We start from the raw sequence: 13588 nt of genomic DNA, 5'->3' as shown, positions 1-13588 counted from the left end.
TGATGCATGGATAACGATCCTCGGCTGCCGCGCTTTGCCGATAGCCACGACCCGTTCTGGCCGCGGGTGGACCTGGGCAGGCTGCGTGAGCGCCTGCAACTGCAAGCGCCTGTCAGTGAGGTTGCACTTGAAGTAGCTGCCCGCTGTGCGGCCATCGACGCGGCACGCGAATTCGCTCGCTGGCGGGCAGTATTGCGAGAGCGCGGCTACAAGCGCCTCGAAGATGTCGCCGGGCATGACCATGGGCGTGCCTTGCGGGTGTGCTACATCCGGTTCGTCGAAGCGGCGGTCATGTACAGCCTGCGTTCGACGGCCTGCCTTTCTGTGCCGCGACGAGGGCAGTCCCATGCCTGAGCAATCTGTGCTGGATAACCTGGCATCGGCCTTGTTGGCGCTGCTCGGTGTGGATGGCAATGTACTGTTCGCTGCGCTGCTGGGGGCATTGCTGGTCAGTGCGGCGCGCGATCGGTTGATTACCAATACAGCCAGGCGCCTGACGCTGAGCAAGAAATTGCTGTTGGTATTCATCACCGTGGGTGTGGGCCATTTATTCGAACCACTGGTTTCGTCACTGGTGCCACTGTTGACCCGTGGCATGGCGGCATTCGTGGCTGCCGTGGTGGTGATCCCCATCAGCCTCAAGGTCATGGTGCTGGTGGACACGCTTGACCCGCGTGAGCTGATCCAGCGCTGGCGCCGGCGGGGTTAGCCACCAAGCTCACTCAACTGCCGCTCCAGTTGCTGGATACGCTGCTTGTCCTTGATGAACAGCAGGATGGCCTGGCGATCACTGGGCGATAGCGTACGCAGGCGCTCAAGCATGTCGCATTCCCAGCCTGCTTCATCAGGGCCTGCGGGGTGCTGATCGGCCTGGCCCAGCAACAGCCAGTCCAGTGAGCAGTCATACTGCCTGGCGATATCTATGCAAAGTGAGTATGGAATGCTGTCGCGCGTCTTCCAGCTGCTCAGCGTTTGTGGGCTCACCGAAAGTGCCCGGGACAGCTCGGCATCGGACTCTGAGCCGGTCAGCAGTTTAAGGCGCGTGAGCACAGCAGCAAGTACGTGAGTACTCATAACAAATATCCATGACTGGTTTAATGATATTCCATGGGCTTAAACTACTCGTTATGAATACAGCCCTGCGTTTTAAGGAGCACTTCTGCAATGAGAACCATCCAATTGAAGAATACACCCACAGTTGCAGCCAATACTTACACACAGGCTGGCTTGGGCAATGCTAGCAGGTACTTGCCGTGAGTACTTACAAGCTGGTTTGCCCGCATTGCCACAGCCGGATGCGCATACGTACTAGCGAGGGGCGCCATATTTTCCTGCGTATCGCTTATTTGCAATGCACCACCGAGGCGTGTGGCTGGTCAGTACGTGCCGAATTCGAAATGACCCATGAACTGTCCCCTAGCGGGATGCCCAATCCGGAAGTGTACCTGCCTTCGGCCAATGGTGATTTGCGCCAGGCCGCCCTGCCTGGAGCAGGCCAGCCCAGCCGGGTTGAGTGAGGCGTCACTGGGGGCAGGCCAAAAATACGCCGATAAAAAAACACCCCGCATAGGCGGGGTGTTTTGTGTTGCCGGGGCAATCAGCCTATCAGTTGCAGGCCGGCTTGCTGGACCAGCTCCAGCAGCGGTTGCGGGTAGACGCCGAGTACGAAGGCAAGAATGGCGATGGCCAGCAGCATGACGCCACCGGTGCGCTGTTCCCACTTCAGCGGGGCGTCATGGCGACGCAGGTTCGGCTCGACCAGGTACAGGGTGACCATGACGCGCAGGTAGTAGTAAACGCCGATGGCGCTACCGATCACCAGGGCACCGACCAGCCACCACAGGTGCGACTCTACGCCAGTGGCGATGATGTAGAACTTGCCGATGAAGCCAGCGGTCAGCGGGATGCCCGCCAGCGACAGCATCATCACGGTCAGTACGGCCGTCAGGTACGGACGGCGCCAGAACAGGCCGCGGTACTCATACAGTGCATCGGCGTCACGGCCGCCGTAAGGCGAGGACATCAGGGTGATGACACCGAAGGCACCCAGGCTGGTGATCACGTAGGTGACCAGATAAACGCCCATGGCTTCCAGGGCCAGGCCCTTGCTGGCAACCAGGGCAATGACCAGGTAGCCGAAGTGGGCGATGGACGAGTAACCCAGCAGGCGCTTGAGGTTGCTCTGGGTCAGCGCCAGCAGGTTGCCAATAAGGATCGAGGCCACGGCAATCACCGCCAGTACGGTGCTCAGCGCGCCGCTGCTGGCAGCAGGGGAGAGCATGAACAGGCGCACGACCACAGCGAACACCGCGACCTTGCTGGCGGTGGCCAGGAACGCGGCGACCGGCGCCGGGGCGCCTTCGTACACGTCCGGGGTCCACAGGTGGAACGGTACCAGCGACAGCTTGAAGGCCAGGCCGACCAGCATCATGCCCAGGCCCAGTTGGGCCACCAGGCTTGGCATGCTGGTGGTCGCCAGGGCTTTGCCGATCTGGTCAAAGCTCAGGCTACCTGCATCCGCGTACAGCAGGGCCATGCCGAACAGCAGGAAAGCCGAGCCTGCAGCCGACAGCACCATGTACTTGATGCCGGCTTCCAGTGAACGCTTGTTGAAGAACGCATACGCCACCAGGCCGTAGACCGGTACCGACAGCAGCTCCAGGCCAATGAACAGGCCGGCCAGGTGGTTGGCGCTGACCAGTACCAGGCCACCGAGTGCCGACATCAGCAGCAGCAGGTACAGTTCTTCACGGTTGCCCGGGAAGCCCTTGGAGCCTTCGCCAAGGTAGGCGTGGGCCAAGGTGACGCACGCCAGCGTCGCCACCAGGATGATCGCCATGTACAGGCAGGCGAACTTGTCGATGGTGATCAGCGCGGTGACGGCCAGCGGCGCTACCTTCAGCGCCGGCAGGATCGACAGCAGGGCCAGGTTCAGGCCCACGGTGGACAGCAGGAAGGTCTGCGAGTGGTTGCGCTTCCAGGCGATCGCCAGCATCACCACCACCGTGGTGATGGTGGTGATCAGCATCGGCGCCAATGCGATGAAGTGTTGAGTGGTGAATTCCATAGCGCTCTTACCGGGCCGAAGCGAGTTGAGTGAAAGCGGAACCGAGCCACTGCTGCACACCACTCATGGTGGCGGCAGAGGTGTCGAGGAACGGCTGCGGATACACGCCCAGCAGAATCAGCAGTCCCGCCAGGCCCAGCACCATGATCAGCTCGCGACCATCCATGCCAGCCAGCACGGTGTCGGCCTTGGCCGGGCCGAAGTAGGCGCGGTGGATCATGATCAGCGAGTAGACCGAACCGAATACCAGGCCGGTGGTGGCGATCACGGTGATCCATGGTACATGCGCGAAGCTGCCGATCAGGATCAGGAACTCGCCGACGAAGTTGCCGGTACCTGGCAGGCCCAGGGAGGCAGCGGCGAAGAACAGGCTGATCGCCGGGAGGTAGGCGATGCGGTGCCACAGGCCACCCATCTGACGCATGTCACGGGTGTGCAGGCGCTCGTACAGCTGGCCGGACAGGATGAACAGCGCCGCAGCCGACAGGCCGTGGGCCAGCATCTGGATCACCGCGCCTTGCAGGGCCTGCTGGCTGCCGGAGTAGATGCCGATCATCACGAAGCCCATGTGCGAGACGCTGGAGAAGGCGATCAGGCGCTTGATGTCGGTTTGCGCAAAGGCCAGGAAGGCACCGTAGAAGATACCGATCAGGCCCAGGGTCATGGCGATGGGCGCGAACTCGGCCGAGGCGTTCGGGAACAGCGGCAGGGCGAAGCGCAGCAGGCCGTAGGCCGCGGTCTTCAGCAAGATACCCGCCAGGTCCACGGAACCTGCGGTCGGTGCCTGGGCGTGGGCATCAGGCAGCCAGGAGTGGAACGGTACCACTGGCAGCTTCACCGCGAAGGCGATGAAGAAGCCCAGCATCAGCAGGTACTCGACACCGGCTGGCAGCTCGGCCTTGAGCAGGTCGCTGTAGTTGAAGGTGAGCACGCCGGTGGTGTTGTAGTTGACCAGCACCAGGCCCAGGATCGCCACCAGCATGATCAGGCCGCTGGCCTGGGTGAAGATGAAGAACTTGGTCGCCGCGTAGATCCGGGTCTTCTTGCCGTCTGCCGAGCTATGACCCCAGAGCGCGATGAGGAAGTACATCGGCACCAGCATCATTTCCCAGAAGAAGAAGAACAGGAACAGGTCCAGGGCCAGGAACACACCGACCACGCCGCCGAGAATCCACATCAGGTTGAGGTGGAAGAAGCCGACGTGGCGCTGGATCTCTTTCCAGGAGCACAGTACCGACAGCACACCGAGCAGGCCGGTGAGCAGGATCATCAGCAGCGACAGGCCGTCGAGGGCCAGGTGGATGCTGATGCCGAAGCGCTGGATCCACTGGAGTTTGTATTCCAGGGCCCAGGCAGGTTCGGCGCCCGGAGCGGGGGCGAGGGTGTAGTCGCCGGTCGCCCACAGCCACAGGCCGATGCCGAGCAGCAGGGACATGGTCAGCAGCGCGATCCAGCGCGGCAAGGTGGCGCCGAAGCGCTCACCCAGCCAGCACAGGAAGCCGCCGATGAAGGGGATCAGGATCAGCCAAGGCAAAATCATGACGGGTTGGTTTCCTTTGGCAAAGTCGCAAGATTCATTGTCATACCGCAGCCACTAACACGGCACCGAGCACCAGCACGGCACCCACGGCGATAGAGGCGGTGTACCAGCGCAGTTGGCCAGTCTCGGTCTTGCTCATGGCGACATGACCGCCACGCGCCATCCGAGGAATCAGGCCGATGCTGCGGTCTACCGGGTCCTTGCGCAGGATGTGGCAGATCAACAGGTACGGTTTGACGAAAAGCTTGTCGTAGATCCAGTCGAAGCCCCAAGCGGCGAACCACCAGGCCGACAGGACGCGGCCGATGCCGCTGTTGGCGACTGCGCTGACGAAGCTGCGCTTGCCCAGGAACAGCAGGGCCGACAGCAGGATACCAGCGATGGCGATGGCACCCGAGGTGATCTCCAGCGCATGCTTGGCTTCACCACCGGCGTGGCCGGCGCTCTCAGGCAGCACGCCTGCCAGCGGCGGGGTGATCCAGGCACCCACGAAGGTCGACAGCACGATCAGCACACCCAGCGGCAGCCAGTGGCTGATGCCGTGACCCGCGTGAGCTTCGGTCTTGGCTTCGCCGTGGAAGGCGATGAAGATCAGGCGGAAGGTGTACAGCGAGGTCATGAACGCACCGACCAGGCCGGCGTACAGCAGGCCGGTGTTACCGCTGGCAAACGCTTCCCAGAGGATTTCGTCCTTGGAGTAGAAGCCCACGGTCACGATCGGCAGGGCGGCCAGGGCAGCACCACCGACCACGAAGCTGGCGTAGGCCAGGGGCAGTTTCTTCCACAGGCCGCCCATCTTGAAGATGTTCTGCTCGTGGTGGCAGGCAACGATCACCGCACCGGAGGCAAGGAACAGCAGGGCCTTGAAGAAGGCGTGGGTCATCAGGTGGAAGATCGCCGCATCCCAGGCGCCAACGCCCAAGGCCAGGAACATGTAGCCGATCTGGCTCATGGTCGAGTAGGCGAGGATACGCTTGATGTCGGTCTGTACCAGCGCGGCGAAGCCGGCCAGTACCAGGGTCACGCCACCGACAACACCTACCAGGTGCAGGATGTCCGGTGCCAGCAGGAACAGGCCATTGGTCCGGGCGATCAGGTACACGCCCGCAGTCACCATGGTTGCCGCGTGGATCAGTGCCGAAACCGGGGTTGGGCCCGCCATTGCGTCGGCCAGCCAGGTCTGCAGTGGCAGCTGGGCCGATTTACCGACCGCACCGCCCAGCAGCATCAGCGTTGCCAGCACCATCCAGGTGTCGCCCGCCTGGAACTTCTGCGGTGCCAGCACCAGCAGTTCCTGCACGTTCAGGGTACCCAGCTGGGCGAACAGGATGAACAGGCCGATGGCCAGGAACACGTCGCCGATACGGGTAACGATGAATGCCTTGAGCGCCGCGTTACCGTTATTGCGGTTGCTGTAGTAGAAACCGATCAGCAGGTACGAGCACAGGCCTACACCTTCCCAGCCGAAGTAGATGAACAGCAGGTTATCGCCGAGGATCAGGAACAGCATGCTGGCGATGAACAGGTTGGTGTACGAGAAGAAACGCGAGTAGCCGGCTTCGCCACGCATGTACCAGGACGCGAACAGGTGGATCAGGAAGCCGACACCGGTGACCACGCCGAGCATGGTGACCGACAGGCCGTCCAGATACAGGGTGAAGTTCGGCGCAAAGCCGTCCACCGACATCCACTGCCACAGCAGTTGGCTGTACGCGCCACCTTCAGGTGGTGCGACATTGAACTGCCAGATGACATAGGCGGCGGTGGCGGCCGAAAGGCCCACCGAGCCGACGCCGATCAGGGCGGACAGGTTCTCCGAGAACCGCCCGCGCGAGAACGACAGCAGCAGGAAGCCGACGAGGGGGAAGACGAAAGTCAGGAAGAGAAGGTTCATCCGCGCATCTCACTGGCAGCATCGATGTCGAGAGTGTGGAAGCGGCGATACAGCTGCAGCAGGATGGCCAGGCCAATACTGGCCTCGGCGGCTGCCAGGCTGATCACCAGAATGAACATCACCTGGCCGTCGGGCTGGACCCAACGGGCCCCGGCGACGACGAACGCCAGGGCAGAGGCGTTCATCATGACTTCCAGGCTCATGAGCACGAAGAGGATGTTGCGGCGGACCATCAGGCCAACCAGACCTAAGCAGAACAGGATACCGGCGACCGCCAGGCCATGCTCGAGAGGGATAGCACCCATGATTTACTCCTTCGCCTCGTTGCGGCCCAGGTGGAAGGCGGTGACGGCTGCAGCCAGCAGCAGCATCGAGGCCAGTTCGACCACCAGCAGGTACGGCCCGAACAGGCTGATGCCCACTTCTTTCGGGCCCACGGTGGTGCCGCTGATGCCAGCGCCGCTCGGGGCGACGAACAGCACGTACAGCAGTTCCAGCAGCAGCAGGGTGCCGAGGATCACCGGCCCTGCCCAGATGCCGGGCTTGAGCCAGCCCCGTTCCTGGGCGACCGAAGCCGGCCCCAGGTTGAGCATCATCACCACGAACACGAACAGCACCATGATGGCGCCGGCGTAGGCGATCACTTCCAGGGCGCCGGCGAACGGCGCACCCAGTGAGAAGAAGATCATGGCCACGGAGATCAGTGAAATGATCAGGTAAAGCAAGGCGTGCACGGGGTTTGTGCCGGTCACCACCCGAAGGGTGGAGACCACGGCGATCCCGGATGCGAAGTAGAAAGCGAATTCCATCTTTCTGTCCTTATGGGAGCAAGCTCTTCACGTTGATCGGCTCGGCTTCGTTCTGCGCAGCGCCTTTCGGCTTGCCAGCGATCGCCATACCCGCAACACGGTAGAAGTTGTAGTCAGGGTTTTTGCCGGGGCCGGAGATCAGCAGATCTTCTTTCTCGTACACCAGGTCCTGACGCTTGAACTCGGCCATTTCGAAATCCGGGGTCAGCTGGATTGCGGTGGTCGGGCACGCTTCTTCACACAGGCCGCAGAAAATGCAACGCGAGAAGTTGATGCGGAAGAACTCCGGGTACCAGCGACCATCCTCGGTCTCGGCCTTCTGCAACGAGATGCAGCCAACCGGGCAGGCCACCGCGCAGAGGTTGCACGCTACGCAGCGCTCCTCGCCATCGGGGTCGCGGGTGAGGACGATGCGGCCGCGGTAGCGCGGCGGCAGGTACACGGGTTCTTCGGGGTATTGCAGGGTGTCGCGCTTGCGGAACCCGTGGGAGAACACCATGGCCAGGCTGCGCAGCTGTGTGCCGGTGCCCTTAACGATGTCGCCGATATACTTGAACATGGGTCAAATCCTCACTGGGCCGCGACGGCTGGCGTGTTGTAGAGCACGATCGCAGCGGTCACCAGCAAATTGATCAGGGTCAGCGGCAGGCAGAACTTCCAGCTGAAGTCCATCACCTGGTCATAACGTGGGCGCGGAATCGAGGCGCGCAGCAGAATGAACAGCATGATGAAGAACGCGGTCTTCAGGGCGAACCACAGGAACGGCAGTTGCGGCAGGATGCCGAACGGGCCGTGCCAGCCACCGAAGAACAGGGTTACCAGCAGCGCCGAGATGAGGATGATGCCGATGTACTCACCGACAAAGAACATGCCCCATTTCATGCCGGCATACTCGATGTGGTAGCCGTCGGCCAGTTCCTGTTCTGCTTCTGGCTGGTCGAACGGGTGACGGTGAGTCACGGCGACGCCAGCGATGAAGAAGGTGCAGAAGCCGAAGAACTGCGGAATGATGAACCACAGGTTCTGCGCCTGGTACTCAACGATGTCGCGCATGTTGAACGAGCCCACCTGCACCACAACGCCCATCAGCGCCAAGCCCAGGAACACTTCGTACGACACCGTCTGTGCCGAAGCACGCAAGCTGCCCAGCAGGGCGTACTTGTTGTTCGACGACCAGCCGGCGAACAGCACCGCGTAGACTGACAGGCCAGCCATGGCGAAGAAGAACAGCAGACCGATGTTCAGGTCGGCAACGCCCCAGCCCGGTGTGATCGGGATGATCGAGAAGCCGATCAGCAGGGCGCTCATGGCCACGACCGGCGCCAGGGTGAAGATCATCTTGTCGACGAAGGGTGGGTTCCAGTCTTCCTTGAAGAACATCTTCAGCATGTCGGCGGCGATCTGGAACATGCCGAACGGGCCGACACGGTTAGGACCGTAGCGGTCCTGCCACCAGCCCAGCAGGCGGCGCTCGACGAAGCTGAGCAGGGCGCCGCAGACCACTACGGCCAGCAGCACCACGATAGCCTTGACGACCTGGATGATCACATCGATCACTTCGGGGGTGAACCAGCTCATTGTGCTGCCTCCTGCAGACCTTCGACGGATGCACCGAAGATGGCAGGCGGGATGCCGGCCAGGCCTTTCGGCAGCGCGACCAGGCCAGCGCCCAGCTCTTCATTGATGCGCAGCGGCAGGCGCAGGGCCACACCGGCCACGTTCAGGCTCAGCAGGGCGCCCTCGTTGACACCCAGGCGGTCGGCTTCGGACTTGGCCAGGGCCACGTAGGCAGCCGGGATACGTTCTTGTACCGGCGCGGCCCGCGAGGAGCTTTCTTCGCTGCCGAAGAGGTGGAAGAACGGTACCGCGGTCCAGGTGCCACGGGCCGGGTTGAAGGCGCCCGGAATGGCGTTGAACCAGTTCAGGCGATCGCCTTGCGACTCGATCAGGCGTACGCCAGGGTCACCGGCACGCAGGTGGCCACCGACCTCGTCCTGGAACTTGTTCCAGGCTTGCGGCGAGTTCCAGCCCGGCGACCAGGCGAACGGCACCTGCTGGCGCGGTTCGGCGGAGCCCGAGTAACCTTCCATGGAGAAGGCGAACGCGGTGTCCTTGTCTTGCGGGGTGCGCGGTTCGTGCACGCTGATGTTGGCGCGCATGGCAGTACGGCCAGAGTAGCGCAGCGGCTCACGGGCCAGCTTCATGCCCTTGATGCGGAAGGCGGCGCTTGGTGCAGCGTTGACGATGCCGGCCAGTTGCGGGGCGGCTTCGGCGCAGGCGCTGGTAACGTGGTCCAGCTGGGTCCAGTCGACCGGCTTGTTCAGCAGGGTGGCACGCAGGGCGTGCATCCAGCGCCAGCCTTCGTGGATCTGGATGCTGCTGTCCAGGTACTGCGGGTCGAACACCTGGAAGAAGCGCTGGGCGCGGCCTTCCTGGCTGACGAGGGTTCCGTCGCCTTCGGCGAACGAGGCGGCCGGCAGTACCAGGTGGGCGCGGTCGACCGTCGGCGTTTTCGAGTGGTCGGCAACGATCACCACCTTGGCCGCAGCCAGGGCGGCGTCGACCTTGGCGGCCGGCACGCGGGCGTACAGGTCGTTTTCCAGCACGACGATGGCGTCGGCCTTGCCGCTGATGACCGCGTCCAGCGCGGCATCCACGGACTCGCCGCCGAGCATGGCCAGGCCGATGCTGTTGGCCTCAGGTACCACCAGGCTCAGCGAACCGTCCTTCTCGCGCAGCTTCAGGGCCTTGGCGATGTTGGCGGCGGCTTCGATCAGTGCCGGGTCGGCCAGCGAAGTACCGGCGACAACCAGTGGGCGCTTGGCGGCAACCAGCGCGTCGGCGATGCGTTGGGCCAGGGCCTTGGCTTCGTCGTCCAGGCCGGCGACGGCTGGTGCGCTCGGGTCGATGGCGTGAGCCACTGCGAAACCGATGCGGGCCAGGTCGGCAGGCGCGGCGTGCACGCATTCTTCGGCAACGTCGTCCAGCTTGGTTTCAGCCAGCGAGGCAATGAACAGCGGGTACAGCGCGTGCTGGCCGATGTTCTTCACGGCGGCGTCGAGCCATGGCTGCACTTTCATCGCTTCGGCCATGGCCTCGGCCTTGCCCTTGGTGGCCTGGCGCACGGCGAGGGCCACGCGGGCAGCGGTCTGGGTCAGGTCTTCACCGAGCACGAACACGGCGTCGTGGTCTTCGATGTCGCGCAGGGTCGGCACCGGCAGCGGGCTGTTGTTCAGCACGTTCAGGGCCAGGCGCACGCGGGCCAGTTCGCCCGCTTCCATGCCGGAGTAGAAGTACTCGGCACCGACCAGCTCACGCAGGCCGTAGTTGCTTTCAAGGCTGGCGCGTGGCGAGCCGATACCGACGATGGTACGGCCGCGCAGCAGGTCGGCAGCCTTGTCCAGGGCGGCGTCCAGGCCCAGCTTGGTGCCATCGGCCAGGTGTGGCTGGCGTGGGCGATCCTTGCGGTTGACGTAGCCGTAACCGAAGCGGCCGCGGTCGCACAGGAAGTACTGGTTGACCGAGCCGTTGAAGCGGTTTTCGATCCGGCGCAGTTCACCGTAGCGCTCGCCCGGGCTGATGTTGCAGCCGCTGGAGCAGCCATGGCAGATGCTTGGGGCAAACTGCATGTCCCACTTGCGGTTGTAGCGCTCGGAGTGGGTCTTGTCGGTGAACACACCGGTCGGGCAGACCTCGGTCAGGTTGCCGGAGAACTCGCTTTCCAGCACGCCGTCTTCGACACGGCCGAAGTACACGTTATCGTGGGCGCCGTAGACGCCCAGGTCGGTACCACCGGCGTAGTCCTTGTAGTAGCGCACGCAGCGATAGCAGGCGATGCAGCGGTTCATCTCATGGGCAATGAACGGGCCGAGGTCCTGGTTCTGGTGGGTACGCTTGGTGAAACGGTAGCGGCGCTCGTTGTGGCCGGTCATCACCGTCATGTCTTGCAGGTGGCAGTGACCGCCTTCCTCGCACACCGGGCAGTCGTGCGGGTGGTTGGTCATCAGCCATTCGACGACGCTGGCGCGAAACGCCTTGGACTCGTCATCTTCGATGGAAATCCAGGTGCCGTCGGAGGCTGGGGTCATGCAGGACATGACGATACGACCACGGGTGTCGTTCTCGTCGGTGTACTGCTTGACCGCGCACTGCCGGCAGGCACCGACGCTACCAAGCGCCGGGTGCCAGCAGAAATAAGGGATGTCGAGGCCTAGCGACAGACACGCCTGTAACAGGTTATCTGCACCGTTGACTTCGAGCGCTTTGCCGTCTACGTGGATAGTGGCCATTGTTCAAAGTTCTTCGTTGGCCCGCGTGAGCGGGCGTGGCTAATGGAAATCTGTATGCCTGCGGCACGCCACACTTCATGCGGGCCGGCCGACAGGCTGGCGGGTGGCACGGACCACCCGCGTTCTATCTTGTTATGCGCCTACCACAATGGGCTTCGCCAGGTTCGGGCGCAGGGTGCCAGCGCTTTCCGGTGCTACACCGGCCTCGAACTCCGAGCGGAAGTATTTGATGGCACTGCCCAACGGCTCCACCGCCCCCGGTGCGTGAGCACAGAAGGTACGGCCGGGGCCGAGGAAGTTGACCAGGCCCAGCAGCGTCTCGATGTCTTCGGCGCGGCCCTGGCCGTTTTCCAGTGCGCGCAGCATCTTCACGCTCCACGGCAGGCCGTCACGGCATGGGGTGCACCAGCCGCAAGACTCGCGGGCGAAGAACTCTTCCATGTTGCGCAGCAGCGACACCATGTTGATGCTGTCGTCCACCGCCATGGCCAGGCCAGTACCCATACGGGTGCCGACCTTGGCGATGCCACCGGCGTACATCTGCGCGTCGAGGTGCTCGGGCAGCAGGAAGCCGGTACCGGCGCCGCCTGGCTGCCAGCACTTGAGCTTGAAGCCATCACGCATGCCACCGGCATAGTCTTCGAACAGCTCGCGGGCGGTGACGCCAAACGGCAGCTCCCACAGGCCTGGGTTCTTCACCTTGCCGGAGAAGCCCATCAGCTTGGTGCCGTGGTCTTCGCTGCCTTCGCGGGCCAGCGACTTGTACCAGTCGTTGCCGTTGGCCACGATGGCTGGCACGTTGCACAGGGTTTCGACGTTGTTCACGCACGTCGGCTTGCCCCACACGCCGACGGCGGCAGGGAAGGGCGGCTTGGAGCGCGGGTTGGCGCGGCGGCCTTCCAGCGAGTTGATCAGTGCAGTTTCTTCACCGCAGATGTAACGGCCGGCACCGGTGTGCACGAACAGCTCGAAATCGAAACCGGAGCCCAGGATGTTCTTGCCCAGCAGGCCGGCGGCCTTGGCTTCATCAATGGCGCGGTTGAGGTTTTTCGCCGCCGTGGTGTATTCGCCACGCAGGAAGATGTAGCCACGGTAGGCCTTCAGGGCGCGGGCGCTGATCAGCATGCCCTCGACCAGCAGATGGGGCTGTTGCTCCATCAGCATGCGGTCCTTCCAGGTGTTGGGCTCCATTTCGTCCGCGTTGCACAGCAGGTAGCGGATGTTCATGGATTCGTCTTTGGGCATCAGGCCCCACTTCACGCCAGTGGGGAAGCCTGCGCCACCACGGCCCTTGAGGCCGGAGTCCTTGACGCTCTGCACGATATCGTCTTGCGACATCTCGCCCAGCGCCTTGCGGGCAGCAGCGTAGCCGTTCTTGGCCTGGTATTCGGCCAGCCAAACAGGCTCGCCGTCGTCACGCAGGCGCCAGGTCAGCGGGTGGGTTTCGGCCGAGCGCGCAATGCGGTTGGCCGGGCCGAAGGAAGTAATGGTCATACGTAACCCTCCAGCAATTGGGTGACGCCAGCGGGCTGCACGTCGCCAAAGGTGTCGTCGTCGATCATCAGCGCCGGGGCCTTGTCGCAGTTGCCCAGGCAGCACACCGGCAGCAGGGTGAAGCGGCCGTCGGCGGTGGTCTGGCCGAGGCCGATGCCCAGCTCGCTCTGGATCTGGCTGACGACCGATTCATGGCCGCCGATGTAGCAGACCATGCTGTCGCACACGCGGATGATGTGGCGGCCAACGGGCTGGCGGAAGATCTGGCTATAGAAGGTGGCTACACCCTCCACGTCGCTGGCCGGGATGCCCAGCACCTCGCCGATGGCGTGGATGGCGCCGTCCGGCACCCAGCCACGTTCCTTCTGGACGATCTTCAGGGCTTCGATGGACGCCGCGCGCGGGTCTTCGTAGTGATGCATTTCGTGCTCGATGGCCGAGCGCTCTGTTTCGCTCAGGGCGAAACGGTCTGTCTGGATAAGCGTGCTGTTCATG

14 protein-coding genes are annotated in these 13588 nt (G+C 63.2%); 3 read left to right on the top strand and 11 right to left on the bottom strand.

What is annotated here, in order from left to right:
• Nucleotides 1-6 precede the first annotated feature (6 nt).
• Both OZ911_RS19720 and OZ911_RS19715 read left to right on the top strand, forming a co-directional pair.
• Nucleotides 7-354 (top strand): head completion/stabilization protein, encoded by a 348-nt coding sequence (locus OZ911_RS19720; RefSeq protein WP_016488231.1) that lies wholly within the window; start codon nt 7-9, stop codon nt 352-354.
• Nucleotides 347-709, top strand: a complete 363-nt coding sequence (locus tag OZ911_RS19715) for a hypothetical protein (protein ID WP_023047504.1) — start codon at nt 347-349, stop codon at nt 707-709. Before OZ911_RS19720 ends, OZ911_RS19715 begins: the two co-directional genes overlap by 8 nt.
• On the opposite strand, the gene OZ911_RS19710 is transcribed toward OZ911_RS19715, so the two are convergent.
• The gene (locus OZ911_RS19710) at nt 706-1074 is read right to left on the bottom strand and encodes a helix-turn-helix domain-containing protein (protein WP_016488229.1); all 369 of its coding nucleotides are present in this window, start codon (nt 1072-1074) and stop codon (nt 706-708) included. The two genes, OZ911_RS19715 and OZ911_RS19710, sit on opposite strands and share 4 nt — an antisense overlap.
• Before the next feature lie 179 nt (nt 1075-1253).
• Between OZ911_RS19710 and OZ911_RS19705 the strand changes: the two genes are divergently transcribed.
• A complete protein-coding gene (locus OZ911_RS19705; RefSeq protein ID WP_016488228.1) occupies nt 1254-1517 on the top strand; it encodes an Ogr/Delta-like zinc finger protein in 264 nt (87 codons plus the stop codon).
• An 80-nt stretch (nt 1518-1597) separates the two neighbouring features.
• Here OZ911_RS19705 and nuoN read toward each other — a convergent pair whose 3' ends face one another.
• The 10 genes from nuoN to nuoE form a co-directional block, all read right to left on the bottom strand.
• Nucleotides 1598-3067, bottom strand: coding sequence for an NADH-quinone oxidoreductase subunit NuoN (gene nuoN, locus OZ911_RS19700; RefSeq protein ID WP_016488227.1), 1470 nt, complete (start codon nt 3065-3067; stop codon nt 1598-1600).
• 7 nt (nt 3068-3074) lie between these two features.
• Nucleotides 3075-4607 (bottom strand): NADH-quinone oxidoreductase subunit M, encoded by a 1533-nt coding sequence (nuoM, locus tag OZ911_RS19695; RefSeq protein WP_023047503.1) that lies wholly within the window; start codon nt 4605-4607, stop codon nt 3075-3077.
• Between the two features lie 40 nt (nt 4608-4647).
• Complete coding sequence (gene nuoL / locus OZ911_RS19690) at nt 4648-6501, bottom strand: NADH-quinone oxidoreductase subunit L (RefSeq protein WP_016488225.1); 1854 nt, start codon at nt 6499-6501, stop codon at nt 4648-4650.
• Nucleotides 6498-6806, bottom strand: coding sequence for an NADH-quinone oxidoreductase subunit NuoK (gene nuoK, locus OZ911_RS19685; protein ID WP_003251446.1), 309 nt, complete (start codon nt 6804-6806; stop codon nt 6498-6500). The genes nuoL and nuoK overlap by 4 nt, the downstream gene beginning before the upstream one ends.
• 3 nt (nt 6807-6809) lie before the next feature.
• On the bottom strand, nt 6810-7310 hold the full coding sequence (nuoJ, locus tag OZ911_RS19680) for an NADH-quinone oxidoreductase subunit J (protein ID WP_016488224.1): 501 nt from the start codon (nt 7308-7310) through the stop codon (nt 6810-6812).
• 10 nt (nt 7311-7320) lie between these two features.
• Nucleotides 7321-7869: an NADH-quinone oxidoreductase subunit NuoI gene (gene nuoI, locus OZ911_RS19675; RefSeq protein ID WP_016488223.1), complete on the bottom strand. Its 549-nt coding sequence runs from the start codon at nt 7867-7869 to the stop codon at nt 7321-7323.
• An 11-nt stretch (nt 7870-7880) separates the two neighbouring features.
• Entirely contained in the window at nt 7881-8888 is a 1008-nt protein-coding gene (nuoH, locus tag OZ911_RS19670; RefSeq protein WP_016488222.1) for an NADH-quinone oxidoreductase subunit NuoH, read from the bottom strand.
• Nucleotides 8885-11599, bottom strand: a complete 2715-nt coding sequence (gene nuoG / locus OZ911_RS19665; RefSeq protein WP_060516973.1) for an NADH-quinone oxidoreductase subunit NuoG — start codon at nt 11597-11599, stop codon at nt 8885-8887. Before nuoG ends, nuoH begins: the two co-directional genes overlap by 4 nt.
• 132 nt (nt 11600-11731) lie before the next feature.
• A complete protein-coding gene (gene nuoF, locus OZ911_RS19660) occupies nt 11732-13093 on the bottom strand; it encodes an NADH-quinone oxidoreductase subunit NuoF (RefSeq protein ID WP_016488220.1) in 1362 nt (453 codons plus the stop codon).
• Nucleotides 13090-13587 carry an NADH-quinone oxidoreductase subunit NuoE gene (gene nuoE / locus OZ911_RS19655; protein ID WP_016488219.1) on the bottom strand — a complete coding sequence of 166 codons (498 nt, stop codon included), beginning with the start codon at nt 13585-13587 and terminating at the stop codon, nt 13090-13092. Before nuoE ends, nuoF begins: the two co-directional genes overlap by 4 nt.
• Nucleotide 13588: the final 1 nt, after the last annotated feature.

The organism is Pseudomonas fortuita, assembly GCF_026898135.2.
In the GTDB taxonomy this organism is placed as follows: domain Bacteria; phylum Pseudomonadota; class Gammaproteobacteria; order Pseudomonadales; family Pseudomonadaceae; genus Aquipseudomonas; species Aquipseudomonas fortuita.
Note: the sequence above shows the minus strand (reverse complement) of the source record. Positions and strands in the feature narration are given on the sequence as shown.